Raw genomic sequence first — 26,835 nt, 5'->3', positions numbered from 1 at the left:
TTTTGAAAGCCCTGTCCGATGAAAAACGCTTGCTAATGTCAGACTTAGTCCACTTTACGATTTTATAGAGCCTTTTTACGATTTTATAGAGCCTTTTAGCGTACTTTTTAGATTGTCCACAATTTTAAACCACAAGCATCACGTATGTCATGACACTCGTGGTTTTTGGGGATTTATTTAAAAAGCATTTTAAGAGGTGCTGGCATCTTTTTTCAACTGGTGTAATGACAGTGCAATGTCAGTACTGATTTCAGAATATTGTGAACCTGAACCAATCATTTCTTTGGCTTTGTCAAAATTTTTTCTATTGATTTCTTTTGCTACTTTACCGATTTCTTTGTGAAATTCTGCATGTTTTTGTTTGCAGTGGTGATAACTTTCAAGACCAGTCAAGGCGTTTACGTTAGCTTCATCATGAAGCCAAACACCTAAGACACATAAATCATCACGAGACACTTTGGCTTCATCTAAGGTCTCTTCATTACCAATGGCTTCTCTTAATTTTCCTTTCCAGTCTGCATGAGCTTTTAATGCTGCACTAAAATCTAGAGGTTGAATGGTTGTATTGGGATTACTCATGGATAAATGTCCTAATTAAAATAACAAGGTTGATTTGCTTGATTTGTCAATATTTATTAATAAAATTTTACTCAAAGTAAAAAGAATTAACAAACCTTTGTTATTTTATCAAATTAAGGGGGGGGGGGTCAATATTCTATGGTTAAAAAATTCTGTTTTGTGTTTACAAATCATGGTTTACAAATCATGGTCTGCATTTATGCCGTATGGTTGGTGGGATTTATAAAATTGATGGATGACGCTTTTGGGGTGTTGATTTGTGGGAGTCCTTTGTCTGTGAGTTTTGCGCTTAGGCTTAATGACAAGCCATGCTTTGGTTGGTTCATGCCTTTTGTCAAAGTTAATTTTGTGTGTTATAATTACCGCCGTATCTTTTTTATTCATAGGAAAATCCATGTCCCTAACCAACCCCACCTTAGTATTAAATTGTGGCTCATCATCCATCAAATACGCCCTGATTAGCGAAGACGGTAGCACTCGCATTGAAGGTCTTGCCGAAGCGTTGGGTAATCCTGACGCCCGTATCAAGCACAAAAACCTAGACGGCTCAAAAGTAGAAATCAACATCCCAAATTCAGGGGCTCATACCGAAGCCTTGCAAATCATCCTAGGCGAGCTTATCGCCGAGCATAAGCCTGTGGCTGTGGGTCATCGTGTGGTACACGGTGGCGACAAATTCAAATCAGCAACCGTCATCACCCCAGAAGTGCTAGCAACCATCGAAGAGTTGGCAAGCCTTGCCCCACTTCATAACCCTGCTAACGCGTCTGGTATCAAGGCGATTAACGCCATTTATCCTGACCTGCCCCAAGTGGCGATTTTTGACACGGCATTTCACCAAACCATGCCTGCCCACGCTTACCGCTACGCCATTCCAAAAGAGCTGTACACCGAACACCAAATCCGCCGTTACGGCTTTCATGGCACCTCACACAACTATGTCTCAAACCGTGCCAACACGCTAAGCGGTCAAGATGGCAAAACAGGTTGGCTTGTGGCTCACCTAGGTAACGGCTGTTCAGCAACAGCAGTATACGACGGTCAAAGCCTGGATACATCTATGGGTCTTACCCCGCTAGAAGGTCTGATGATGGGTACTCGCTCAGGCGACATCGACCCAAGCATTCACTTGCATTTGCACCGCACCTTAGGCTTGTCTATCCAAGAGATTGACACGCTTTTGAATAAAAAGAGCGGTCTTTTGGGCGTGTCGGGCGTATCTAATGATATGCGTAACCTAGAACAAGCCGACAAAGAGGGTAATGCTGACGCCACGCTCGCCCTTGATATGTTCGCTTACCGTGTTGCCAAATACTTGCTTAGCTTGACCGCAGGTTTGCCAGTATTGACGGGCATTGCCTTTACAGGTGGTATTGGCGAGAATGGTGCGGACATGCGTGCTAAGATTGTGAGCCACTTAAAGCATTTGGGCGTGCAAATTGACACCGCCAAAAATGCCGAACTGTCTCGTGGGGCGGAGGGTAGTTTCCATGCTGAGGGTTCTGCTGTTGAGCTATGGGTTGTCCCAACCGATGAAGAATTCCAAATCGCCAGCGAATCTCGTGCGGTACTAGGATTGTAATAAAAAGAAAAGCTGGGCTAAGGTCTGGCTTTTCTTAAAATAACCCATGATTTTTTAATACATTATAAAGGCATTGTTAATTGGACGTGTAGGGGCGAATTATATTCGCCCAAGAGTGAATGTTTGACACAGGGCAAATGTATTTTACTCCTACAAATATTATGATTGATGATGCTAAATTAAAAATCTTACTAATACATTGATATCGATAAAGGTAACTTATGAAAACATTATTACTTATCCCCACCACCAGCCAAATCAACATGGAAACTGTGGTTCAAAATGTCGCAAACCTAGTCGGTGGCGAGATTGTCGCCATTCCAAGCCATGATGAGTTGGTGAGTGCCATTAGCGACAACAACCTTGATGACCTACTAGAAACCGTCATCGCCAAGCAGTCCGACCCTATCAGCGTGGTGGTGGGCGTGCTTGCTGATGAGAGCCGTCCGTATGCCAACCGTGTGAACCGTGAGTTGGGAACAGGTTTTGATGCGGACGTGATTTTGGTGGGCGATAATGACATACGCCTGCCTGTATTTGCATCTGTATTTGGCGGTATCAAAGGTGAACGTATTTGGGGTATCATTGGCACAGCAGAGCTGTCAGGTAAGGTGCAAGTGGTAGCACGTACTGACAAAGGTGGTCATTTATCTGAGATTGATGGCGGTGCATTTGACAATTACAAAACGTCCGAACGCACCCAAAAGCTATCACCTTATGCCTTTCGCAATCAAGTGGTTCGTCTTGCCCAAAATGCCAAAAAACGCATTGTATTGCCAGAGGGTGATGAGCCACGCACCATTGAAGCGGCGGTAATTTGCCAAAATCGTCGTATCGCCCAGTGTGTGCTTTTGGGCGACCCTGCCAAGATTCGTGCGGTGGCAGATGAGCGTGGTGTTACCTTGCCTGATGACATTGAAATCATCGAGCCATCGACCGTCAGCGAAAAATATGTCGCCCCCATGGTAGAACGCCGTAAGGGCAAACTTGATGAAGCAGGGGCGAGAGAGGCTCTACAAGACACCGTATATCTAGGCACGATGATGTTACAAGTGGGTGATGTGGATGGTTTGGTTTCAGGTGCCGTACACACCACGGCTGACACCATTCGCCCAGCGTTCCAGCTTATCAAAACCGCCCCAGAGTATAGCCTAGTATCTAGCGTGTTCTTTATGCTACTGCCCGAGCAAGTGGTCGTCTATGGCGACTGTGCGGTGAACCCAAACCCAACAGCAGAACAACTTGCTGAGATTGCCATTCAGTCGGCAGAGTCTGCCAAAGCGTTTGGTATTGACCCCAAAGTTGCCTTGATTAGCTACTCTACCATGAACTCAGGCTCAGGCCCTGACGTGGATACGGTCAAAGGTGCGTTAGAGATTGTCCGTGAAAAAGCCCCTGAGCTAAAAGTGGACGGACCCTTACAATTTGACGCAGCCTCTGTGCCAAGCGTAGGCAAACAAAAAGCCCCAAATTCAGCGGTGGCAGGCGAAGCCAACGTGTTTATTTTCCCCGATTTGAACACTGGCAACACCACTTATAAAGCCGTGCAACGTACCGCAGGCGTGATTAGTGTAGGGCCTATGCTACAAGGTCTTAACAAGCCTGTTAATGATTTGTCTCGTGGCTGTTTGGTGGATGACATTGTTTATACCATTGCCTTGACAGCGATTCAAGCGGTGTAAATTTGTCTATAATCAATGATAAAAGGGCGGTTTTTTCCGCTCTTTTATTTTATCAATGTAAAGTTTTGCAAAAGGGTATTGTATTTACCCAAAAAAGTATTATTAAAAAAGTGTTATGTTTAAATTGTTTTAATATAAATTTTAAAAGGAAAAGATAGCCCATGACTCATCATGTCAGCCCTAACCATGCCAGACTTACACGCACCAAGCCCAAACTCATCCGCCTACACCGTTCAAAACGTCATCGTCTGATGGCAGGGGTGTTCGGCGGGATTGCCGAATACATGGGGTGGTCGCCTGCGGTACTGCGGTGGCTGTTTGTGTTGTCCATTCCACTGACAGCAACCATTACATTGTTTGGTGGGATTTTGTTTTATCTTATCATGTGGCTTATCATGCCCGAAGCGAGCGGTGAGTCTTGTATTCATAAGTCGTATTAATTTTGAATTTATCCCTTACCCAAAGACAACTTTGGGTATTTTTACGACAAAAAGCACACTTAGCATTTAACATGAGATGTTATTTGTGGTAAAATACCCTGCTATTTTCTGTAACACTGGTGTAAATGGGCATGACAAAAAAGCGTGGGCTTGGCACGAAACGTGGCTTAGAAGCCTTGATGGGTAATATTAAACGAGAAAGAGATTTGACCGCAGAAGCCATCATGCCGACAGCGGAATCTGCCCCTGCCCCCAAGTCAGCCAGTCCCAAAAAAACTGGCATAAAAGCCAATGCCGACAAAAGCACCGCCCAAGTAACCAGTAAATCTGCCAAGACCGCCCAGTCTGAGCCTGCCCAAGATGGTGAGCAGGTCACGCTCATTCAAATCGACCCTGTCAGATTGCAATCAGGTAAATATCAGCCCAGACGAGACATTAAAGAAGAAGCCTTGCAGGAGCTTGCCGAGTCAGTACGTCAGCACGGGGTCATGCAACCCATCGTTATCCGCCCTTTGTTGGATGGCGAGAGTAAGGCGGATGGCATTACCCATGAGATTATCGCAGGTGAGCGACGTTGGCGAGCTGCCAAACTGGCAGGGCTTACCACTATTCCTGCCATTGAGCGTGTGCTGTCTGATGAGGTGGCGATTGCCTTGGCACTCATTGAGAACATTCAGCGTGAAGACTTGACGGTGTTAGAGCAGGCGGCGGCGTTGGAGCGGTTTCATACCGAGTTTGGCATGAGTCATGCGATGATTGCCGATGTCGTGGGTAAGGCACGCACGACCGTGTCCAACCTGCTACGCCTGAATGCGTTGCATGATGAAGTCAAGGCGTTTATGATGGATAATCTGCTTGACATGGGTCATGCCCGCACTTTGCTGTCTTTGTCTAAAGACCAACAGCCCATCATCGCCAAAAAAATCATTCATGCGGACATGACGGTGCGTGAAGCAGAAAAACTGGTCAAGTCTATCTTGCACCCTGAGCCAAAGGCAGTCTCGGTCAATAGTCGTGAAGTCATCGCTCTAAATCAACAGCTCTCGGACGCATTGGGGGCGACGGTCAAGCTAAAACAAGGCAAAGACGGCAAGGGCAGTGTGGAGATATTTTTTCATAGCCATGATGAGCTAAGCGGGCTGATGGCACAGCTTGGCGTGGCAAAGTCTTGATGTTTAACTAATAATTGTAGTAACGGTGTAAATTATGTGGGAGCTTGTTAAAGCAGGCGGTTGGCTGATGTTGCCAATCATCGTGTGTTCTATCGTGGCACTGGTCATCATCATCGAGCGTGGCAAAGTGTTACGCATGGGTTTGCTTGCCCCGAGCGGACTTAGAGAACAGCTGATTAGCCAGTTACGCACCAAAGGCGACATCAATAAAAACACCCTGCTTGCCATCAAAGGCGAGTCGCCATTGGGTGATATTTTGGCAACGGGACTTTTGTATCGCCAGTATGGGCTAGACAGTATGACCATGCACATGCAAAACCGTGCCAGTGTACAGATTCATACATTAGAGAAGAACATTAACATGCTCGGCACGATTGGGGCGATTGCACCGCTTTTGGGTCTGTTGGGGACGGTACTCGGTATTATTATCTCATTTTTGGCGGTGACAGACGGTTCTATGCAAGACCCTGCCATGCTCGCAGGTGGTGTCTCTCAGGCGTTGATTACCACCGCAGGGGGTATGTTTGTTGCCATTCCTGCCTTGATGGCGTATCGTTATTTTCAAAGACGCATTGTGGATATTAATGCCAAATTCGAGAGTGAAGCAGGGCTACTCATCCAAGAGATGTATGACTATGGGCTGATGAAAGATGGTTCGCAAAAAGAGCCAAGCCAAGCCAGCGAGTCTGTCGCCCATTCTCAACACCAAGAGCAGTCATAGCCGAGTATCGCCATGAGATTTCGTAAACCGACCGTTGAGCCTTTGGAAATCAATCTAACCCCCATGATTGATTGCTTGCTCTTTTTGATTGTATTTTTGCTGATGGCGACGACCTTTAACCATTTTAGTCGCATTAATATCGTCCTGCCCGAAGCCAAAGGTGTGGCAGTGACCAATGAAGGCAAACAGATAGAAGTGGCGGTACAAAAAGACGGCACTTATTTGGTTAATGGACTTGCCTTGGGGTCTAGTACCGAAGCTGAGCTGATTAACATGCTCCAAAAAGAAGCGGGTACTGACCGCAAACAACTGTTCGTCATCGCTGCCGATGCCGAAGCGTCACACCAAGCGGTGGTGCGTGTCATGGATGTGGCGGGCAAAATGGGCTTTTTAAACCTAAACATCAGCACCGTTGTGCCAGCACCACAAAGCGGTAGCAAGTAATCGCACGATTTATGCGGTGTGATGTGGTATTTTATGTTAAAATGCCAAAAAACTTTTCTTTAAAAAATCATGTCAAAACCTACCCCCCAAACCAACTTTGACCCCAATGACAAATTGGCGGTCTTTTTGCGTCTGATGTCCTACCTAAAACCCTACTGGTGGGCGGCGATTTTTATGGCGATTGGCATGGTGCTAAGTGCAGGCTCTGAGGTTGCCAGTGCCAAGCTCTTTGAGTTTATTATTGATGCCATTAACAACGATGATGAAAAAGGCAAATTTTGGTTTCCGTTTTTGGTAATTGCTCTGTTTTTCTTTCGGGGGGTTGGGGCGTTTTTGGGGGGATATTATTCGGCGTATATCTCTCGTAACCTTGTCTATCATTTGCGTGTGGCGGTGTTTGAAAAGCTGTTACGCCTGCCGTCCGATTTTTATCTAAAAAACCCTGCCGGCACCATTTCATCCAAACTTATCTTTGACGTGGAGCAAGTTACCGCAGGCAGTAACGAGGCGATTACCACGCTATTAAAAGAGGGTTTGACGGTCATTGCGTTGTTTGGTTATCTGTTTTATAGCAACTGGCGACTTACGCTTGTTTTGATGATAGTCGTACCACCGATTTTTTGGATTATCAAAAAAGTTTCCAAAAAATTCGCCACACTATCGACAGGCATCCAAGAGTCTATGAGTGCGGTCAGTCATATCACCAATGAAGCAGTAGCGGGCTATCAGGTCGTCAAAAACTATGGCGGTCAGGTGTATGAAGCTGATAGATTTAACAAAGCAAGTCTGGATAACCTACAAAAAGGCATGAAAATCACTGTGCTTGCCGCCATCAACTCACCGCTCATTCAGCTACTCATGGCAACAGGTATGTGCTTTGTGGTGTGGTTGTCTCTGCGCCCCGAAGTGCTTGGGGGCATGACGGCAGGGCAGTTTGCCTCCTTTCTTATCGCCGCAGGACTGCTTGCCCGTCCTGTCAAAGCCTTGACCGATGTCAATCAAAAACTGCAACGGGGCTTGGCAGGGGGTGCGTCTGTGTTTAAACTGTTAGACACGCCCGAGGAGCGTGATACCGGCACGCTAACCCCTGTCATTCATGGTAATATCCGTTTTGATGATGTGAGCTTGACCTATGATGGTGGCGTGCAAGCGATAAAGGGCTTTAACCTTGACATTAAGGCAGGCGAGACGGTGGCGGTAGTGGGGCGGTCAGGTTCGGGTAAGACGACTCTTGTAAACTTGCTTACTCGCTCACTTACGCCAACATCGGGGCGGATACTGATAGACGGCACGCCCATTGATGAGATTAAATTATCATCACTGCGTGAACAGATTGCCATGGTCAATCAGCAGGTTACGCTGTTTTTGGATACGGTCGCTCACAACATCGCTTATGGGGCGTTATCCGTCAAATCCCGTGATGACATCATCAAGGCAAGCAAATCGGCTTATGCTCATGATTTTATCATGGCGTTGCCAGACGGCTATGACAGCTTTATCGGGTCGGACGGTTTGCAGTTATCGGGCGGGCAACGCCAACGGCTGTCTATCGCACGAGCATTGTTAAAAGACGCACCGATTTTGATATTGGACGAGGCCACATCCGCCCTAGATAACGAAAGCGAATACTATATCCAAAAGGCGTTAGAAACCGTCATGCAAGGGCGTACCACGCTTGTCATCGCTCATCGCTTATCCACCATCCAAAACGCCGACCGTATCATCGTCATGGATAAAGGGCAAATCGTAGAAATGGGTACGCATGACGAGCTATTTGCCAAAGGCGGTATGTATCGTACCATGTACGAGCGTACTTTTGATGAGCAAAGCGAGCCGACCACCCCATGAAAAACCTAGAACTACTCATTACCAAAGCATGGCAAGACAACTCCCCCATGCTAACCACACTCGCCCCCTTGTCTGCCCTGTATGGGGTGGTGGGGCGTGTGCGTAAGTCCTTGTATGATAACGATAAACTTGCCAAATACTACGCCCCCATTCCTGTGATGATTATCGGTAATATCACGGTGGGCGGTAGTGGCAAAACCCCGCTTATCATCGCCCTTGTTAAATATTTACAAGACAAAGGCATAAACGTGGGCGTGATAAGTCGTGGCTATGGACGGGCAGACAGTAGCCCTGCAATGGTTTTTGCCGATAGCACCCCCAAAGACGTGGGCGATGAGCCGTGCCTTATCGTCCAAAGCACAAACGTGCCAATGGCGGTGGGGGCAAATCGTGGTCAAGTCATTGATTTACTTATAAAAAATAATCCAACTCTACAACTCATCATCAGCGATGATGGACTGCAACACTATGCCCTGCACCGAGATGTGGAGTGGATAGTGGTGGACGGCGTGCGTGGGTTCGGTAACGGCAAATTATTCCCACAGGGCTTTTTGCGGGAACCGCTTGACCGCCTAAATGGGGCGACTGTGATTTATCACGATAGCCGAACTGAACGCTATGATGATAGTGCCTTACTAATGCACCTTGCTCCCAGTAAAATCATTCCGCTTTTTCATGATAAATCTGATAAAAATCATATACTTGCACCACAAAAGGTGTATGCCGTCAGTGGTATTGGTTATCCTGCCCGTTTTTTTAAGACCTTGACCGAACTTGGGTTTGATGTGATGGAAAAGCCCTTTGGCGACCATCACGAATTTGTGCTTGATGATTTGATGGATTTAAAGGATTTACCCATCATAACCACAAGCAAAGACGCGGTTAAATTGCGTGAACTTGCCAAACAGCATAACCATACAATTTTTGATAATGTTTGGGTGTTACCTGTGCAAGCGGTGTTATCAGAAAGTGTTTATGGGGAAATGGATAGGGTGCTTAATGAATTGGGTATTGATAAATTATGAAAACAAAAGACATTCATATCATTGGCGATTTAAAGCCATTCACTCATCATCAAATACTGGACATTAAAACACAAATTGGATTTGATTTACCGAGCAGTTATTATGATTTTTTAAATACATTTGGATTTGGTGGTTTCTTTAATGATTTTTTGATATTTGATGAGTATGATACCGATTATTTGAAAAACAATTTTGCAGATATGCTTGATTATTGGGAATGGCAAAATATTGATGTTCAAGATGTTTTAAATGGCTGTAAGATTGCTCATAATATTGATGGCGATGTGGTGTTTATTACCAAAAATCCAGCCATACCATTTGTTGTATTATTAAGAAGTGGTGGATTGCCATTGGTGTTTCATCATTTATCGGACATTTTAGACAATGATATTAAAAATTTTAAATTTCCTTTAATGATTTTTCAAAGTTTTTATGATAGAAAAGATGAATTTATTCAGATAGACTTTGAGAAATTTTTAAAATTAAAATCATCTATTTTAACTTTCATTGAGCAAAAATTACCTGTTCAAAAATTATATGAAATTGATGACAGTCATGTCATTTATGAAATCAAATCTATCGGTGGTGTGATTAAAGTATCTTATTTTGGTCATGTGCATTTTTCATATCAAGATAAATACAACAACCATGCCAAAGCATTGATTGATTTATTTCAAAACAAGTTAGATAATTTGTTATTATGTTAATCTTTAAACGAGAAAAGCCCATGACCGCACCCAAAACCCATATCATTATCCCCGCCCGCTACAAATCCACTCGTCTACCTGCCAAGCCTTTGCTGGATTTGCATGGCAAGCCCATGATTTTATGGACGGCCCAAAAGGCTTTGCAAGCAACCTTTGCCGACAGCGTGTGCGTGGCAACGGACGATGAGCGGATTTTTGCGGTGTGTGAGCAGGCGGGCGTGCCTGTGGTAATGACGGGTGAGCATGCGTCAGGCACGGACAGATTGGGGGAAGTGGCACGGATTTTGGGCTTGGCGGACGATGACATTGTCATCAATATGCAAGGCGATGAACCGCTTGTACCGCCTGTGCTACTAGAACAAGCCAAAAATCTTTTGGTGGAAAATCCTGACTGTGTTATGGCGACATTATGTGAAGTCATTGATAATTATGATGATTTTTATAAAAATTCGGTGGTAAAAGTCGTCCACGCTCGCCAAAATGCCTTGTATTTTAGCCGTAGCCCCATACCGTATGACAGGGACGCTCATTTGGCAGGCGAGCTTGGCAACGCCCCAAAAAACGCCTATCGCCATTTGGGGTTGTATGCCTATCGGGTTAAATTATTAAAAGAATTTGGCACATGGGAGCAGGGCGTGCTTGAACGCTTGGAGAGTCTAGAACAGCTTCGTATTTTAGAAAATGGGCAAAAAATCGCCATAGACATCGCCAAAGTCGCCTTACCGCTTGGGGTGGACACCAAGGACGATTTGGATAGGCTAAATGCCATGCCGATTGATGAGTTTTTGAAGTTCTGATATGAGCGAGCAAGAACAGTTACCTTATTTTGCCCCGTTATTGCCTTGGCAAGCACAGGCGTGGGAGCAGGTGGTTGCTCAGTTTTATGACGGTAAATTACCGCATGGACTGTTGGCGTGTGGCATGGCAGGTATTGGCAAGCGTGAATTTGTGTGGCGATTGGTGGCGTGGCTACTGTGCCAAAATAAGAGCGAGCAGGGGGCGTGTGGGGCGTGCGATAGCTGTCATTGGCTCATGGCGGGGACGCACCCCGATGTCATGGTGTTACCGTCTGAGAGCCTGCCTACGTCCGATGAGAGCGAACGCTCGTCCATTAAGATTGATGATGTGCGAGCCTTGCAGGAGTATAGCCACGTCAAAGGGCATGGCGTTCGGCTTATCGTGCTGGATAATGCCGAGACGCTCACGATTGGGGCGAGCAATGCCCTGCTAAAAACCTTAGAAGAGCCACGGGCAGGCGTGCATTTGATACTCATCAGCGACAACCCTGCCAAGCTCATGCCTACCATAAAAAGCCGTGTGCAAGCCCTACCGCTTGGGGCTGTTGCTCATGATGTGGCGTTGGCTTATGTGGGTGGGCAGTTGGGCGATGAGAGCCTTGCCAAACTTGCTTTGACACTCACGGACGGGGCGGTGTTAAAGGCGGTGGATTTGCCAAAGTCGGTATGGTTTGACAAACGCACCTTATGGCTCAAAACATGGCTTACCCTAAGGCATGGCGAGCGGTCGGCGGTGAGTGCAAGCGACTATTGGCAGGGCGTGATGAATTTTGCTGATTTTGTGGTTTTGACACGGCTTATGCTGATGGACGTGGTGCGTGTGGGGCTTGGGCTTGATAGTATTCATACGGATATGGACGTGGCAGGGCTGATAAATGGGGCGGACAATCTGAGTCTTGATAAGGTGGAGAATTTTTTAGCAAGCCTTGATGACATGGCGGTCGCAGTCGGGCAAAACGTGCAGGACAAAATGGCGTATGATGAGCTGTTTTGTCGCTTGGTGGCGTTGTGATGTTTGATTTTGGTTTCTTGCGACATTACAAGTCCAAATATGGTCAATACCAAAACTGTGTTTTTTACTTTGCAAAAGGTTATTTAAATAGATATTATCATTTATTATCATTTAAAGGAAATAAACATGCTCCAAAAAGCCATAAAAAATACCTAAAACCAGAGCATTATGATATCATCAAGAAAATTTATGGATATGATTTTGATGATAATAAAGAAGGATTGATTGATGAAGATGAATTTATAAAAATTTTACATGAGCATATCGGCTTTGAAGGATTATTGACAAGTTTTGATTGTCGGTAAATTATTTAATATTAAAAATTGGTATGATTAAGATGTTTTTTTAATAAAAATTGTTTAAGTGATATATTATTTTTATAAAGTTTATAAAAGATATCAACTTTTTTATAAGAACATATTTGTCTTACTTTTTAAAATTCCATTTTAATGATAAAATAAATTTCCTTTTAAAAAATGAAATCCCATGCCAAAACTTCTACCCCTACTCTGTACCGCCTTAGCCCTATCTGCTTGTGTAAGTACGCACGCCCCACAGGGTAATCCGCAAGGTCATTTGTGGCAATCGCCCACGCCCACATTCGCCTCACACACCCCAAAAGCCGAACGTATCGCCCACATCGCCCTGCGTGAACACAAGGCATGGGGCGAGCCGTTTATCACCACAAACGGACAAATCGCCAAATACAGCCATTATGAGTCAGAAAACGCACGCCTGACGGACGGCTCACGAGCGTGGGAGCGTGTGGTGGCGTATTGGCGTGATAGTGGGGCGTTGGCACGGCTTGATAGGGCGTTGCCTTATGAGCGTTGCGACAAGGCGGACAGGGGCGAGAACGCCAGTACCAACATTTGCCGAGCCTTTGCCAGCGACGTGGCATGGTCGGCAGGCTTTGTGTCGTATGTGATGAGACAGGCGGGTGTGGATTTTTATGTGTCGCCACGCCATTTTGATTATATCGCCACATCTTGGCAGGGCGTGGGCGATTATCGCACGGCAGACCCTTTGGCAAACCCCCTAAAACAGGGCGATATGCTGTGCTATGTGCGAAGTTATGGGCGTGAGCTGATTGGCAGTTATCAGGATTTGGACGAATATTTGGCGGAGGGAGGGCGTGGCTTGCCTGCTCATTGTGATATTGTGGTCAAGACCGATAAGGAAAATCAAGAAATGTGGCTTATCGGCGGTAATGTGCTGCATACCGTCATGTTACGCAAAATGCCAATGGATAATGACGGCAAAGTGATATTGCCAGCCCCAAGCGAGACAGAATGCAATCCCAATCATGAAACAGCGTGTAATTTTAATCGGCAAAATTGGGTGGTGGCGTTGGTGTTACAGGAGTAAATCAAATAACCATTTTAAAATTTGGACGTGTAGGGGTAAATGACATTCGCCCAACCGTATCATTTTTAAATTTCTTTGGGTGTATTATCCGTATTATCTTTAATCGGTTTACTTAATGCCAATAAAGCGGTTAATTCATCATTGGGTTTTCTGTCATTTTCTAATAATGCTATAAGGTTTTTGCTATCAGCTTTACCTATTTGCCATATCAATTTTTGGGGTGCACATTTATTATTTGTCATCGTTTAAATTAAGCATAAGCAAAGTTGGATTGGATTTTTAAAGCGTGTATGATTTTATGCACAGTCGCCCATGTTGGTTGTGTTTGCCCTTTCACGGTTTTGTATAGGCTTTCACGATTTAGCCCTGTTAATTTGGCAACTTCTGCAACGCCTTTTTTCTCTATCAAATGCGATAAGGCGGTAACAAATAATTGTGGGTCATCATCATTAAAGCAATCACTTAAATAATCCAAAATCTCATCATCACTTTCAAAATAATCAAATGCGTTAAATTTACTGGTTTTCATCATTGGTCTGTGCAAAATACTTGGGTGAATTGGTAGGGCGAACACAACGCCCAATCGCAATATTATAACACAAGGCAAATGTCATTTGTTCTTACAAATCCATTTAAAACTATCATAAACTAACACCATAAACACCCATTTCCCCAACCAATCCCTACAAAATCGCCCCCAAACCCCAAAAAACATTTGCCCAAACCCCCAATATTCATGTATCATTAACCTATTTTTAGCACACAAAAAAAGGGCAGACATGAGCAAACAAACCCCCAAAACCAACCTAGATACCAACCAAATTACCGATTTGCGTGGCAAGATTGACAGTATTGATGAACAAATTCAACGACTTATCAACGAGCGAGCAGGCATCGCCCAACAGGTCGCCATTGCCAAAAAGAACCATGAAGACCACCCCATTTTTTATCGCCCCGAACGTGAAGCCCAAGTGCTAAAAGCGGTCATGGCTCGTAACACAGGCCCCCTATCGGGCGAGAAAATGGCACGCCTGTTTCGGGAGATTATGTCGGTGTGTTTGGAGCTAGAAGCCCCGCAAAAGGTCGCTTTTTTGGGGCCTGTTGGCACATTTACCCACGCCGCTGCCCTAAAACATTTTGGCAAGGCAGCGACAACTGTACCGCTTGCCACGATTACCGATGTGTTTCGTGAAGTGGAGGCAGGCTCTGCCATGTATGGCGTAGTGCCTGTGGAGAACTCGTCCGAGGGCGTGGTCAATCATACGTTGGACGCATTTTTGGGGTCAAGCCTGAAAATCATCGGCGAGGTGGAGTTGCCCATTCATCACAACTTTTTGGTGGCAGAACACACCAAAGTGGACAGCCTAAGTCGCATTTATTCGCACCAGCAGTCGCTAGCCCAGTGCCGTCATTGGCTTGATGTCAATTTCCCCAACGTGGAGCGTGTGGCGGTGTCAAGCAATGGCGAGGCGGCAAAACGCCTACAAAACGAATGGCATTCGGCAGCCATTGCAGGCGATGTGGCGGTAGCAGAATACGGCTTGCACAAATTGTACGAAAATATTGAGGACAACCCCAACAACACCACTCGTTTTCTTATCATCGGGCATGAAGCGGTCGCCCCAAGCGGTCAAGACAAAACGTCCATAGTTGTGTCAAGTCCAGACCGTGCAGGGGCGTTGATTGAGCTACTAGAACCCCTAAAAAAACACGGCGTATCCATGACGAGCATTGAGACCCGCCCCGAGCGTCCGAACAAATGGGCGTACGTGTTCTTTATTGACATGACAGGGCATATCGCTGACGACAACGTCAAAAATGCCATTGATGACATTGCCAAAATCGCCAAAGACGTGCGAGTATTGGGGTCATATCCTAAGGCGGTTTTGTAAAATCATGATGATAAAATTACCCTGTTTTAGGGTGATTTTCATATAATAAAAATTGTCGGTTGAGTTTCAAAAGTCTGCATAAGATTTGTTTTAACTTAACCTAATAAATACCCATAATCATTTTTTAATCAAAATGACAATGGGGTAAAAAGTAGATGATTGATAAATTTATGCAAAAAAACGCCCCATTTAACAAAACCGCCATTATTGGACTTGGGCTTATCGGTGCAAGCCTTGCAACCGCCATGCTTGACAAAAAGCTCACTCATGAGGTTGTGGCGTGTGATGACAATGCCGACACCCTACGCACCGCCCAAGAGATTGGGCTTATCTCACACGGCTCATCCACGCTCACGGACGTGCTACAAGGGTGCGATTTGGTCGTGATTTGTGTGCCTGTGCAAGCGGTGTTGCCGATTTTTCGTACGCTTGCTCATGCCAAAAAAAGCGGACTGTTGGCGGACGACTGTATCGTAAGCGACGTGTGTAGCACCAAAATGAACGTCATCACCGCTTGCAACACTGCCCAAGATGAAACGGGCATTGACCTAAATTTTGTCCCTGCTCACCCCATTGCAGGGGCGGAGCGGTCTGGGGTGCTGTCTCGTAAGGCGGATTTGTTTGTCAATCACGCCCTTATCATCTGCCCCAATCAAGCGGACGATATTTATACCAATAAAATCATAGACTTATGGCAAAATATCGGAGCGGTTGTGAGTCTCATGACCCCACAAAAGCACGATGAAATCCTAAGCCTAACCAGTCATTTGCCCCATTTATTGTCCTATGCCTTGACTTATCAGCTCGCCAAAGATGATGATAATTTGGAGATTTTTCGCTATGCGGCGGGCGGATTTCGGGATTTTAGCCGTATTTCGGCAAGCAGTCCGATTATGTGGCATGACATTTTTTTGGCAAATAAACAGGCGGTATTGCAAGGGCTTGATGACTATCAGGCGATTTTAAACCAATTAAAAACCGATATTGAAAATGACAATTCGGAGAATTTATTAAAAACCTTTGAAATTGCCAAAAACGCCAGAGAGCATTTTGGGCGGTTATTGATTGAAAAAGAGAAGTTAAAGAGTGATAAGTAGAGTGTGTAAGATGCGTATTACGCACCAAATATAAAAAATGGTGCGTAACAAACAAAACAAAATTATTTTTTAAACTTATTTTTTACATAATTTGCACCAATACTGGCAAAAATAAATATCACAATAAGTTTGATGATTGCCATAATGTCCATAAATATACTCACTTTTTTCTTGAATTAAATATAGAATTTCCGATATACAGTAAAAAGCAATATAATAAAAATGCTCCAAAAATCTCTACCATTCCAGACGAAATCATTCCACGACTGAGCATTTGTACTGCGTTTGGGTTTAAAATAATTGCTAATACTAAGGATGTGATAGGTATCCAAATTGGAAATTTTTTACGATTGTTTGACATTGATAAAATCCTTATTGATATGGGGAATAAAATTTACGCCCGTCAGATGAAATTTTTAGAGCAAATTCAGAAATAAATCTTGTTCTTTCATCAATCTTAATATCATAATTAGTGCTTTCGCCATTTTTTCTTAATTCTTGATAATAATCGTGTTTGTTTTGAGCGGTAAATCTGGTTTCATTATAAAAACTATCATAAATTTGAGCAAAATTATGATTATCGCTAGGATTTTTATGAAAATGCATTGTAGAATTTTCATTAGATGCAATATGCTCATAATTTTCTAAGGCAAATTCTATAAACTTTTCATAAAGTTCATAATTTTCTTTGATAATAACATTGGAATTATGCAAAAATAAAGCAGGATTGGACACAATTTGATTGGAGTATGTTTTAACCAAAGGTATGTATATCGTTTGCCTTTCTTGAAAACCTTTTTTGACATAATTTAGGTTTTGAGCGGTATTTGGAAGTTTTGATAATTTTAGGATAAATTGACCCCATTTTTCAACAATTTCATCAACGGTTGGTTGTATTTTGCTTGTATCATCTTGAAATCTAAGTCGCATATAAAATATAAAGATAACCAAAACAAAATAAGCACTTTCCAATGCAATAATATCTTGCCAAGCGGATTTAAGTTCTCCGTAAGGAAACTGACCGATAATGTTTTTGTGATTTTCTTGCATAATGTTAATTGCATTTGCGGTATCTTGGTTGTTGGTATGCGAAATGCCTACATTATTAGAAATACCCCTAAATGTACCAATAACAGCAAAGGCAAAAAATGCAAATAGCCCCAACATTACAATAATTTCCACAAAAAACTCCCAAAAAATTTTGAATTTCTAATATCATATGTTACAATAATTTATTTTATTTTTAAACCAACCTGCACTTATCATTTGCTAACTGCGAGTGGTCTTTTTTTGAAAAATATGGGTATTTTTATGATTGATACTGACACCATTCGTGAGCTACGAGAGCAAAACAACTGGACGCAAGAGCAAATGGCGGACAAATTAGGCATTACTAGGAATGGTTACGCCAAGATAGAAAGGGGTGAGAGTATGCCGAATTTGGAGCGGTTAAACGACATAGCAACTTTATTTGGTGTGCAAGTTACTGAATTATTGGACAATAAAAACTTTATTTGCCAAATCAGTGAAAATTATAGTAATAATTATTATAATAGCGACCAAAGTTTGGTTTCTGAAATTGAGAAACTAAAATTAGCCCTTTCTTATAAAGATGAATTACTTATCCAAAAAGATAAAGAAATTGAACTATTAAGAAGACTTTTGGATAAAACTGAATGATTTAAACGGTGCGTAATACGCACCTTACCTACAAAACTTTCTTTTTACCTTAGGAATGAGCAATGAAATACCAAATCACCCCAAGCAACACCTTTACTGGCACGCATTCGGTTGCCTCTGACAAATCCATTTCGCACCGCTCTATTATGTTTGGCAGTTTAGCAAATGGCGTAACCCGTGTCACCAATTTTTTGGAAGGCGAAGACGCATTATCTACCTTGCAAGCCTTTGCCGATATGGGCGTTGAGATTCACCGAGACGGCGACAAAGTTACCATTCATGGCGTGGGAATGCACGGCTTGACCGCCCCACAAAAAGAGCTTGATATGGGTAACTCTGGCACGAGTATGCGACTATTATCAGGGATTTTGTCCGCCCAAAAATTTGACAGCACCATGATAGGGGATAGAAGTTTATCCAAACGCCCCATGGAGCGAGTGGCAAAGCCCCTGCGTGAAATGGGGGCGGTCGTGACAACCACAGGCGAGCGTGGCACACCGCCAATCACAATCACAGGCAATCAGACCCTAAATGCTATCACCTATGATATGCCTATGGCGTCCGCTCAGGTCAAATCCTGCCTGCTTTTGGCAGGGCTATGGGCAAATGGCGAGACGGTCGTAACCGAGCCTGAGATTACCCGAGACCACACCGAGCGAATGCTTAGGGCGTTTGGTTATGATGTCGCTGTCAAAAAGCTGGATAAGGGCAATGAGATTCGCATCAAAGGCGGTGGCGAGCTTGTGGCGTGTGATATTGAAGTGCCTGCGGATATTTCAAGTTCGGCGTTTTTTATGGTGGCGGCAGCGATTGCGGGGCATGGCGATGTGGTACTGCCAAAGGTGGGGATTAACCCAACTCGCACGGGCGTGATTGACATTCTAAAACTTATGGGGGCGGACATTCGCCTGACCAATGAGGCGGTGGTGGGCGGTGAGCCTGTGGCGGATATTTGCGTCAAGGCAAGCGAGCTACACGGCATTGAGATACCGCTACACCTTGTACCGCTTGCCATTGATGAATTTCCAGTGCTGTTTGTGGCAAGTGCGTGTGCCACAGGCAAGACGATTTTGCGTGGGGCAGAAGAGCTTAGAGTCAAAGAATCTGACCGCATTCAAGTCATGGCGGACGGTCTTGCCACGCTTGGTATTGACTGCACGGTGCTAGATGACGGCATTGAGATTGTCGGTAAGGGCGGAGCGGAATTTGTGTTTGGTGGGGGCGAGATTGACTCTCATCATGACCATAGAATTGCGATGAGCTTTACGGTGGCAAGCCTGCGTGCGTCTGATACAATCGTCATCAATGGCACAGAGACGGTCAATACCAGCTTTCCAAAATTTGCCGAATTGGTCAATAAGGCAGGGTTGAATGTGGAAGTGGTGGAGTAAGCCATGTTAAGCATTGATTTGGGTTCTACTAGCGGTCAATTTATTGATTGGCAAGCGGTGCAAAACGCCTTATTAAAGGGCGAGACCATATCGGTTAAGCAATCAGGCAAGGAAATTGGGCAGTTTTTGCCCAATATCGCCAAGCCCATGCCCAAAAAACGTCAATTGGGATTTATGATTGGCGAAGGGGTTGTGCCTGATGATATTCATTGGGGCGATGATGAGATTATGGCAATGTTTGAAGAAAGTTTTGATGAGAATATTGAATGAATTATTTATTAGATACTCATATTGTCATTTGGCTTGCCAAAGAACCGCATAAATTATCCAATAAAGTCAAAAATATATTGGAAAATACCGAAAATATCATTTATTTTAGCACGGTTAATTTATGGGAAATTGCCTTAAAAACCAATTTGAAAAAAGACGGTTTTAAATTTGATACTGTAAAATTATATCAAAGATTGCTTGAAAATGGGTTTTTGGAATTGGGTATTGACCACAAATACACCAAAATTTTGGAGAATTTACCAATCATTCATAAAGACCCTTTTGATAGAATGCTAATTGCTCAATCAATGATTGATGATTTGTGCTTGATTACCAATGATGACAAAATCATTCAATATCAAGGCTTAAAATTTTTAACAAATGATTGATAAAAAATGAGCAATAAACCAACCATAACCACCACCCCAAAAGGGCTAATGACGGCTCTTTTGGCGTTTTTGATGTGGGGTAATTTTCCCTTTTATTTTAAGCTGTTGGACGGTTATCATGCCGTTGAAGTCATCGTTCATCGGGTGGTGTGGACGTTTGTGGTGTTAAGCCTTGTCATCATCATTGGCAAACGGACGGCTTGGCTTACCCAAATTCGCCAAAACCCCAAATGGCTTGGCTTGACTTTTGTATCAGCTCTCTTGATTGGCACAAATTGGCTGACCTATGTGTGGGCGGTGGCAAATGATAGGGTGCTTGAAGCAAGCCTTGGCTATTTTATCAATCCCCTAATGGGCGTGGGGCTGTCGCTTGTCATCTTTAAAGAACGCCTGAGACTTTTGCAAAAAATCGCCGTCGCCCTTGCCGTGCTTGCCGTTGGCATTCAGGTGGTGCTGTTTGGTGGTGTGCCGTGGGTGAGTTTGATTTTGGCGTTGTCCTTTGCCTTTTATGGGGTATTGCAACGCCAAACGCCTTTTAATGCCATTGACGGCTTATTTATTGAGACGGCTTTATTATTGCCTTTGTGCTTGATGTGGCTTGTCAGTGCCGATGTGGCAAGTTCAACTTTGGCATTTTGGGTATCTTATGATATTTGGCTACTTGCTTTGGCAGGTCCAATCACACTCATTCCGCTTTTATTATACAACCAATCAACCAAACTTGTGAGTTTTAATACCTTATCCTTTTTGGGTTATTTAACGCCAAGTATTGTCTTTATGATTGCGGTGTTTTATTATCATGAACCGATTGATTTAAAACGCCTAATGATATTTGGGTTAATTTGGCTTGGGCTTATCATGTTTAGTGTGGATATGGTGAAACATAGAAAACATTGATTTGATATAATTTGGAATTGTAGGGGCGAATTGCAATTCGCCCTATGTTAATAGTTAATATTTGTAAATATAATTTCCCTACCCATTTTATAAATGAGACAAATAATGAACGACATTGTTTTTATTCAAGGTTTAAAGATTAACACCCTTATCGGTGTCTATGATTGGGAGCGAGCTATTAAGCAATCACTGGTGATAGATTGTGAAATGGTGTGCGACATGACCAAAGCAAGCCAAACTGATGACGTGGCACATGCCATAAATTATAAAACGGTGTGCGAAGACATAGAACGGCTATGCCATGAAATACAGGCGAAGTTATTAGAGAAACTTGCCGAAGAGATTTGCACATACTTGCTTGCCCATTATCCTTGCCAAACCATAACGCTCACCATTCATAAGCCCAACGCCATAAAACAAGCCGACAGCGTGGGCGTAAAAATCATTCGTCATAAATCTGCATAAATCGTAAATAAAAATGATACACCAATATATCATCGCCTTAGGCAGTAATCATGATAGCGAGATGAGTTTTAAAATCGCTCTTGATGAATTAAAGTCATGGGGTGATGTGGATTTGTCATCTGTGATTATTGGTAAAGATTTTACAGGCAAAACAGAGCTTATCTATCATAATGCCGTGATGATGATAAAGTTATACAAGCCGATGAATTATGATGAGTTTAATGATGTGTTAAAAAACATAGAAATACAATGCGGACGAGAGCATAATAATAGTTTTAAAAAAGTGCCTATGGATTTGGATGTTTTGGCGTATTATGAAAATGATAAATGGTTTATTATTAAAAAAAGATTACCCTTTAAAAATCATGAAAAAACGGGACTGATTGAAATTGCCCCGTTTTTATTAACTGATTAATTAATTTACAAATAAAACCAATTTATCAATTTATCTGTTCAACATTTCGCTCATTTAATGCGTCTCGCCATTCATTGACATAACCGCCACTGTGTAAGAATTTGACGATTACCCCATAATCGCTATTTTGGCGAATCAAATCCACTTTCCTAAGTACGCCCCTATCAGGCAGGATGCGGCAGTCCACGCCGAGCAGGATTTGGGCGTGTAAGGTGCTGGCGATTTGGGTGAGATACAGCACGTCTTCTTTGGTGTCAACCGCCCCTAAGTTTTTGACATCATCACTCAGTCCGTGCCATAGCTCATCATCGCTTGCCCATTCTAGGGTTGCTACGATTTTTTTGTGAGTGCTGGGGGCGGTTTTACTCGGTTTTGGTGTGCGTGGGGTGTAGTCGTCTTTATCCACAATGCTTTGGTTAAAAGTGCGAAGTAGATTTTGGTAATAATATAAATTAAGGTCAATACTAAAACGTTCACGAGCATTGATATGGCACAACAGATAAGCACACAAGCGTGGTATCATGCCATAGACCACCACCGATAATATCATGAGCATGGCAAGGCGAGCAGGAGGTATGTCACCATAAGGCAGACCCATTTTATTTGGTAATTCAAAGCCAAGCAAACCCGGCACAAATCCCAATCCCTTTAAAATCATGGCAAAATGGTGTTGCGATAACAATGTGGATTCCCATACAAAGGCATAACTTTTAAACAAAAACAGCATAAGCAGAGCAAGTAAGCTACCTGTCAAACCAAAGAGCCAAGCTCTGTGGATGATTTTACCGATTTGCCATGTGGGGTTTTGTTGAAACTCTTCTTGATAAATATCAAAGGCTTCGCTGTCTATGACAGATTTGGGGCGAAACCAGTTCATCACATCATAAATGCCAAAATGACGGCTAGGGCTGTTTAATCCGATAAGCCACAAAACAAGCGTAAGTGTATGCCAGCCGAGCAATCCTAGCAGGACATAGAAAAAATTGATTACATGTGTGCTAAGCAGTCCAAACACCCCAATAAACCCAACCACGAACGAGATGCCAGCATATAACCTGCCTGCACCCTTAATCCAAAAATCACCTTTGTGCAAGGCACTTTGTAGCTTGCCTTGACCATCCATAAGACTGGCACGATAGATGAGCTTGTCGGTGGGTGTGCCATCTGATGAACAAGCCTGCTCTGTGGCGACTTTGGGGTTTATGGCAAAAATAAAACCTAAATTCTCCAAGCGTCTTATCAAATCAAGTTTTTTGTGCATGATAGGGTCTAGCGTATTGATGTTACTCAGATTTTCTGGGTGAATGTTTTCTAATGACATGGCACATCTCGCAGGATTATTGCTCTAATTGTCGCAACTTATTTGTTAAGCTGTCAAGTTCTTCTTGGATGGTGGGGCTGTTTTTTACGCTAAGTTGTTTGGTGAGCTTTTTGATTTGAGTACGAATTTTGGCAAGTTCAATGGCGTTTTTGGCGGCGATTTTATCCATGGGTGTGCTTGTCTGTTCGCTGATGACGTTTGCCATGACAGATTCAACGGAGCTGACCACAGGTTTGGTACCGTCGGCGATACTTTGGGCGACACGGTCAAGATGGCGGTGATAGCGACTGCGTAGATGAGTCTGTTCGTGTATTCGTTCACTTATTGTGATGGTGCGTGGGTGTACTTCCAAACGAATGCAGTCCACAGGGCAGGGAGCTAAACACAACTCACACCCTGTACATAGGTCGGTGATGATGGTGTGCATGTGTTTGGCTGTACCAATAATAGCATCCACAGGGCAGGCGGGGATACATTTGGTGCAACCAATGCAATCGTTCTCATCGATGACGGCTCTTACTTCGGTAGGGCGGTCAGTGGTAGGGTCGGTTGGCCATTTACTGGTAGTTGCAGGCAGAGTGGGGCGTATGTCGCCATGTTTTGCAAGCACCATATGAATGCTGTCTGTAACAGCTTGACCGCCTGGTACGCATAAATTATGGGGTTTGCCATCTACCGCCACGCCATAAGCATAAGGCAAACAGCCATCTGGATATCCACACAGACCGCACTGAGTTTGGGGCAGTTGTTCATCTATTTGTTGAACGGTGATTTTTTGAGTGGGATTAAGGCGGTCAAGGTCTAAGGAGTTGAATAAAATTGGCAGGCAACATAAGCGGTCATTCATGGCGGCAGGCTGTGAATAAAAGGGATATTATAACAAGTTTTGGCAAGGTTGTGTCAATATTGTGATGACATGATGGGACAGCTGATTTTATTTGCCAAAATGATAAAAATTTTTTATAATCCAAAGGGCGTGTCAAACTCGTTTATCTTATTTATATATTTAGGAGAGTTCATGTCAAAGATTCATGTTGCCATCATTGGCGGTACAGGTTATACAGGTGTTGAGTTAATTCGCCTGTTATCTTGTCATCCTTATGTCAGTATTAGCCATCTAACCTCTCGCAGTGAAAAGGGGCGTAAGGTGAGTGAAATCTTCCCAAACCTACATGGGGTATGTGATATTGTATACAGTGATATGACGGATGATGTCATGGATGAAATTGGCAAGGTGTGTGATGTTGTTTTTTTTGCCACACCACATGGGGTTGCTATGAATCATACGCCACGCCTTATTGCACAAGGGGTTAAGGTCATTGATTTGGGGGCAGATTTTCGCTTACAAGATTTGGGTGAGTTTGGTGCATGGTATGCGCTAGAACACACCTGCCCTGATGTGCTGACAAAGGCGGTATATGGCTTGCCTGAAATTCACCGCAAGCAAATCAAATCCGCTCAGGTTATTGCCAATCCAGGTTGTTATCCTACCACCGCCATTTTAGGCTTAAAGCCTGTGATAGACGCCCAAAATGGTGCTGATAAACCCTTGATTTTGCCCAATATCATCATTGATGCCAAATCAGGGGTGTCAGGAGCGGGGCGTCATGCCAAGGTGAATTTGTTGTATGGTGAATTGTCGGAGAATTTTTCTGCCTATGGCGTGGCCTCTCATCGCCACAGCCCTGAGATAAATCAAGGCATACATGTGTTTTTAAAATCAAAATTTACTCAAAAGGTGCGTTTTGTTCCCCATCTTGTGCCGATGATTCGAGGTATGTTTAGCAGTATTCATCTGACCTTAACCGATGATGGTAAGGTGTTAAATTGGCAGGAAATTTTTGAAAAAGCATATGAGCATGAGTATTTTGTGGACGTACTTACCAAAGGCTTGTTGCCTGACACCCGTTCTGTGCGAGCATCCAACCGCCTAAAAATCGCCGTTCATCAAGATGATGAGGTCTTGACTGTACTGGTTGTCCAAGATAATCTGGTCAAGGGGGCATCTGGGCAGGCGATACAAAATATGAACATCTTATGTGGATTTGATGAAAGATGCGGATTGGGCGTGGATTTTGGGGGTTGTGCGGTAGTGCCTTGAAAAATATCCACAAACCCCAACATAAATCACATCACTTTTATTTGTCATTTTGGTCAATTTCACTTACCAAATCATTTATCAAATCACTTACCAAAGGAGCGTATTATGGCAGTTGAAACTTTAACCCTAAAAGTTTTTGGCATGACCTGTGATGGCTGTGTGCAAAGTGTGCATAACGCCATTAATGACATCGCAGGGGTGCAAAGCGTAGAGGTTAATTTACCATTAAAGCAAGCGGTCATTGAGTATGATGACACTCAGGTAGATAAGATTGAACTTATCGGTGCGGTTGAGGGAGCAGGGTTTAGCACAACTTAATAGATAGGAACTTTAATTGTAAACGAATAAAATAAAAGGCTAATCCTAGGGATTGACCTTTTATTTTTATGTTGGCAAATGTATTACCATCTGTCTTTTTATGTCAAAACTGTTTTATGTCAAAACTGTCTTATGTCAAAACTGTCTTATGTCAAAACCGTCTGTTTAATCAAATCATACTCCGCTTTGGGCAGTCTTGCCCCAAACTGGCTTACCACATGGCTTGCCACACCCCCTGCCAGTGCGATACATCTCTTATAATCCGCCCCTTCTGATAGGGCATATAAAAACGCCCCTGCAAAGTTATCGCCTGCCCCATTGGTGTCTATCACGTTGGCAGGGGCAACATCATACATATAAATACCATCTTTGTCCGCCACAGTGGTGGGATTTGCCCCATCTGTGATGACAACCAAAGCAGCGTGAGCGAGTAAGGCATGCACCGCTTGGGTGTTATCGTCTGTGCCAGCAAAGAGTTTGGCTTCATCCATGTTACAAAAAATCACATCCACACCATCTGTCAGCCATGATAATATACCGTCTTTGGCAAAGCGAATCACCGCAGGGTCAGCAAAGCTTACCACGATTTTCACCCCTTGCGTTTTGGCGACTTGACACAATTGGGTAATGGCACTTTGTACCGATGGCGACATGGCAAGATAACCTTCTAGATACAGATATTTTGCTTTGCTTAAAACATCAAAATCCACATTGCTTTGGTCAATTTCACCACTTACCCCCAAATTGGTCTGCATGGTACGTTCACCATCGTCTGTAACCAATACCACACAGGTGCCTGTTGCCCCCACCACTTCGGCTCTGCCAGCATCTATCGCCACGCCCATATTTTGCATGTCAGACAAATAAAATGCACCACGTTTGTCATGCCCTACTCGGCAGCAGTAAAAGGACGTGCCACCCAGTGCTGAAAAGCATGCCACCGTATTGCCTGCTGAACCACCTCCTGCTTGTTTGGTGGGGGTAAGTCCATGCGTGTTTAACATGTCAAATAAGGCGGTTTGTTCATCCGTGTCAGCAAGGGTCATATTGCTTTTGGTTAATCCTGTTTGGGTTAAAATCTCATCACAGAGCTTAAATTCGGTATCAACAAGAGCGTTACCAATGGCGACAAGTTGGTACATGGTTTTTCCTTGTAATTTAAAATGAACTGTCATTATAACAAAATTTGCCAAAATTACCTGTTAAATTCATGACTTTATCC

The 26,835-nt window shown here is 43.7% G+C and carries 30 protein-coding genes and 1 pseudogene; 24 read left to right on the top strand and 7 right to left on the bottom strand.

Annotated elements, in window-relative coordinates:
• Window positions 1-189: 189 nt before the first annotated feature.
• Window positions 190-579: a CZB domain-containing protein gene (locus AAHK14_RS00390; RefSeq protein WP_065255427.1), complete on the bottom strand. Its 390-nt coding sequence runs from the start codon at window positions 577-579 to the stop codon at window positions 190-192.
• A gap of 394 nt (window positions 580-973) precedes the next feature.
• Between AAHK14_RS00390 and AAHK14_RS00385 the strand changes: the two genes are divergently transcribed.
• The 13 genes from AAHK14_RS00385 to AAHK14_RS00325 all read left to right on the top strand — a co-directional run bounded on the left by AAHK14_RS00385 (window position 974) and on the right by AAHK14_RS00325 (window position 13,377).
• Complete coding sequence (locus tag AAHK14_RS00385) at window positions 974-2,161, top strand: acetate kinase (RefSeq protein WP_194092504.1); 1,188 nt, start codon at window positions 974-976, stop codon at window positions 2,159-2,161.
• Between the two features lie 221 nt (window positions 2,162-2,382).
• Window positions 2,383-3,843, top strand: coding sequence for a phosphate acetyltransferase (pta, locus tag AAHK14_RS00380; RefSeq protein ID WP_194092503.1), 1,461 nt, complete (start codon window positions 2,383-2,385; stop codon window positions 3,841-3,843).
• Between the two features lie 161 nt (window positions 3,844-4,004).
• On the top strand, window positions 4,005-4,283 hold the full coding sequence (locus AAHK14_RS00375; protein ID WP_065255425.1) for a PspC domain-containing protein: 279 nt from the start codon (window positions 4,005-4,007) through the stop codon (window positions 4,281-4,283).
• A gap of 131 nt (window positions 4,284-4,414) precedes the next feature.
• Window positions 4,415-5,455: a ParB/RepB/Spo0J family partition protein gene (locus AAHK14_RS00370; RefSeq protein WP_194092502.1), complete on the top strand. Its 1,041-nt coding sequence runs from the start codon at window positions 4,415-4,417 to the stop codon at window positions 5,453-5,455.
• 34 nt (window positions 5,456-5,489) lie between these two features.
• Entirely contained in the window at window positions 5,490-6,176 is a 687-nt protein-coding gene (locus tag AAHK14_RS00365) for a MotA/TolQ/ExbB proton channel family protein (protein ID WP_194092501.1), read from the top strand.
• Window positions 6,177-6,188: 12 nt separating this feature from the next.
• A complete protein-coding gene (locus tag AAHK14_RS00360) occupies window positions 6,189-6,620 on the top strand; it encodes a biopolymer transporter ExbD (protein WP_194092500.1) in 432 nt (143 codons plus the stop codon).
• 69 nt (window positions 6,621-6,689) lie between these two features.
• On the top strand, window positions 6,690-8,468 hold the full coding sequence (gene msbA, locus AAHK14_RS00355) for a lipid A export permease/ATP-binding protein MsbA (protein WP_065255532.1): 1,779 nt from the start codon (window positions 6,690-6,692) through the stop codon (window positions 8,466-8,468).
• Window positions 8,465-9,493, top strand: a complete 1,029-nt coding sequence (gene lpxK / locus AAHK14_RS00350; RefSeq protein WP_065255422.1) for a tetraacyldisaccharide 4'-kinase — start codon at window positions 8,465-8,467, stop codon at window positions 9,491-9,493. The genes msbA and lpxK overlap by 4 nt, the downstream gene beginning before the upstream one ends.
• On the top strand, window positions 9,490-10,200 hold the full coding sequence (locus tag AAHK14_RS00345) for a hypothetical protein (RefSeq protein WP_065255421.1): 711 nt from the start codon (window positions 9,490-9,492) through the stop codon (window positions 10,198-10,200). Before lpxK ends, AAHK14_RS00345 begins: the two co-directional genes overlap by 4 nt.
• A gap of 20 nt (window positions 10,201-10,220) precedes the next feature.
• Window positions 10,221-10,997: a 3-deoxy-manno-octulosonate cytidylyltransferase gene (gene kdsB, locus AAHK14_RS00340; protein ID WP_065255531.1), complete on the top strand. Its 777-nt coding sequence runs from the start codon at window positions 10,221-10,223 to the stop codon at window positions 10,995-10,997.
• Window position 10,998: 1 nt separating this feature from the next.
• Entirely contained in the window at window positions 10,999-12,009 is a 1,011-nt protein-coding gene (locus AAHK14_RS00335) for a DNA polymerase III subunit (RefSeq protein WP_194092499.1), read from the top strand.
• Window positions 12,009-12,314, top strand: coding sequence for a hypothetical protein (locus tag AAHK14_RS00330; RefSeq protein WP_194092498.1), 306 nt, complete (start codon window positions 12,009-12,011; stop codon window positions 12,312-12,314). The genes AAHK14_RS00335 and AAHK14_RS00330 overlap by 1 nt, the downstream gene beginning before the upstream one ends.
• A 181-nt stretch (window positions 12,315-12,495) precedes the next feature.
• Window positions 12,496-13,377 (top strand): DUF2272 domain-containing protein, encoded by an 882-nt coding sequence (locus tag AAHK14_RS00325; protein WP_194092497.1) that lies wholly within the window; start codon window positions 12,496-12,498, stop codon window positions 13,375-13,377.
• Between the two features lie 65 nt (window positions 13,378-13,442).
• Here the strand turns inward: AAHK14_RS00325 and AAHK14_RS00320 are convergent, their stop codons facing one another.
• The gene (locus tag AAHK14_RS00320) at window positions 13,443-13,619 is read right to left on the bottom strand and encodes a hypothetical protein (RefSeq protein WP_156065017.1); all 177 of its coding nucleotides are present in this window, start codon (window positions 13,617-13,619) and stop codon (window positions 13,443-13,445) included.
• A gap of 8 nt (window positions 13,620-13,627) precedes the next feature.
• On the bottom strand, window positions 13,628-13,906 hold the full coding sequence (locus AAHK14_RS00315; RefSeq protein WP_065255417.1) for an addiction module antidote protein: 279 nt from the start codon (window positions 13,904-13,906) through the stop codon (window positions 13,628-13,630).
• A gap of 250 nt (window positions 13,907-14,156) precedes the next feature.
• On the opposite strand from AAHK14_RS00315, the gene pheA reads away from it, so the two are divergent.
• Together pheA and AAHK14_RS00305 are read left to right on the top strand one after the other, a co-directional pair.
• Window positions 14,157-15,269 carry a prephenate dehydratase gene (gene pheA, locus AAHK14_RS00310; RefSeq protein WP_065255416.1) on the top strand — a complete coding sequence of 371 codons (1,113 nt, stop codon included), beginning with the start codon at window positions 14,157-14,159 and terminating at the stop codon, window positions 15,267-15,269.
• A 170-nt stretch (window positions 15,270-15,439) separates the two neighbouring features.
• The gene (locus tag AAHK14_RS00305) at window positions 15,440-16,366 is read left to right on the top strand and encodes a prephenate dehydrogenase/arogenate dehydrogenase family protein (protein ID WP_194092496.1); all 927 of its coding nucleotides are present in this window, start codon (window positions 15,440-15,442) and stop codon (window positions 16,364-16,366) included.
• A 372-nt stretch (window positions 16,367-16,738) separates the two neighbouring features.
• Here the strand turns inward: AAHK14_RS00305 and AAHK14_RS00300 are convergent, their stop codons facing one another.
• Window positions 16,739-17,548, bottom strand: a complete 810-nt coding sequence (locus AAHK14_RS00300; RefSeq protein WP_156065016.1) for a hypothetical protein — start codon at window positions 17,546-17,548, stop codon at window positions 16,739-16,741.
• A gap of 129 nt (window positions 17,549-17,677) precedes the next feature.
• On the opposite strand from AAHK14_RS00300, the gene AAHK14_RS00295 reads away from it, so the two are divergent.
• From AAHK14_RS00295 to AAHK14_RS00265, 7 genes and pseudogenes are all read left to right on the top strand, one after another.
• Entirely contained in the window at window positions 17,678-18,046 is a 369-nt protein-coding gene (locus AAHK14_RS00295) for a helix-turn-helix transcriptional regulator (protein ID WP_065255530.1), read from the top strand.
• Between the two features lie 89 nt (window positions 18,047-18,135).
• Window positions 18,136-19,437, top strand: a pseudogene (gene aroA, locus AAHK14_RS00290) (3-phosphoshikimate 1-carboxyvinyltransferase); the annotation flags it as partial.
• A gap of 3 nt (window positions 19,438-19,440) precedes the next feature.
• Window positions 19,441-19,707, top strand: a complete 267-nt coding sequence (locus AAHK14_RS00285) for a hypothetical protein (RefSeq protein ID WP_065255412.1) — start codon at window positions 19,441-19,443, stop codon at window positions 19,705-19,707.
• Entirely contained in the window at window positions 19,704-20,096 is a 393-nt protein-coding gene (locus tag AAHK14_RS00280) for a type II toxin-antitoxin system VapC family toxin (RefSeq protein WP_194092494.1), read from the top strand. The genes AAHK14_RS00285 and AAHK14_RS00280 overlap by 4 nt, the downstream gene beginning before the upstream one ends.
• Window positions 20,097-20,102: 6 nt before the next feature.
• Complete coding sequence (rarD, locus tag AAHK14_RS00275) at window positions 20,103-20,993, top strand: EamA family transporter RarD (RefSeq protein ID WP_194092493.1); 891 nt, start codon at window positions 20,103-20,105, stop codon at window positions 20,991-20,993.
• Between the two features lie 105 nt (window positions 20,994-21,098).
• The gene (folB, locus tag AAHK14_RS00270) at window positions 21,099-21,458 is read left to right on the top strand and encodes a dihydroneopterin aldolase (RefSeq protein WP_194092492.1); all 360 of its coding nucleotides are present in this window, start codon (window positions 21,099-21,101) and stop codon (window positions 21,456-21,458) included.
• A gap of 13 nt (window positions 21,459-21,471) precedes the next feature.
• Window positions 21,472-21,873: a 2-amino-4-hydroxy-6-hydroxymethyldihydropteridine diphosphokinase gene (locus AAHK14_RS00265; protein ID WP_194092491.1), complete on the top strand. Its 402-nt coding sequence runs from the start codon at window positions 21,472-21,474 to the stop codon at window positions 21,871-21,873.
• 25 nt (window positions 21,874-21,898) lie between these two features.
• On the opposite strand, the gene AAHK14_RS00260 is transcribed toward AAHK14_RS00265, so the two are convergent.
• Both AAHK14_RS00260 and AAHK14_RS00255 read right to left on the bottom strand, forming a co-directional pair.
• Complete coding sequence (locus tag AAHK14_RS00260; protein ID WP_194092490.1) at window positions 21,899-23,194, bottom strand: DUF2868 domain-containing protein; 1,296 nt, start codon at window positions 23,192-23,194, stop codon at window positions 21,899-21,901.
• 16 nt (window positions 23,195-23,210) lie between these two features.
• Window positions 23,211-24,041: an RnfABCDGE type electron transport complex subunit B gene (locus AAHK14_RS00255; RefSeq protein ID WP_067008346.1), complete on the bottom strand. Its 831-nt coding sequence runs from the start codon at window positions 24,039-24,041 to the stop codon at window positions 23,211-23,213.
• A 171-nt stretch (window positions 24,042-24,212) separates the two neighbouring features.
• Between AAHK14_RS00255 and argC the strand changes: the two genes are divergently transcribed.
• Window positions 24,213-25,295 (top strand): N-acetyl-gamma-glutamyl-phosphate reductase, encoded by a 1,083-nt coding sequence (gene argC / locus AAHK14_RS00250; RefSeq protein WP_066888937.1) that lies wholly within the window; start codon window positions 24,213-24,215, stop codon window positions 25,293-25,295.
• Window positions 25,296-25,400: 105 nt separating this feature from the next.
• Window positions 25,401-25,613, top strand: coding sequence for a heavy-metal-associated domain-containing protein (locus tag AAHK14_RS00245; RefSeq protein WP_066888750.1), 213 nt, complete (start codon window positions 25,401-25,403; stop codon window positions 25,611-25,613).
• 146 nt (window positions 25,614-25,759) lie between these two features.
• Here the strand turns inward: AAHK14_RS00245 and AAHK14_RS00240 are convergent, their stop codons facing one another.
• Complete coding sequence (locus tag AAHK14_RS00240; protein ID WP_194092489.1) at window positions 25,760-26,755, bottom strand: adenosine kinase; 996 nt, start codon at window positions 26,753-26,755, stop codon at window positions 25,760-25,762.
• Between the last annotated feature and the right edge of the window lie 80 nt (window positions 26,756-26,835).

This window comes from Moraxella sp. K1664 (assembly GCF_039693965.1).
GTDB lineage: Bacteria > Pseudomonadota > Gammaproteobacteria > Pseudomonadales > Moraxellaceae > Moraxella.
This window is presented reverse-complemented; position numbering and strand designations above follow the sequence as displayed.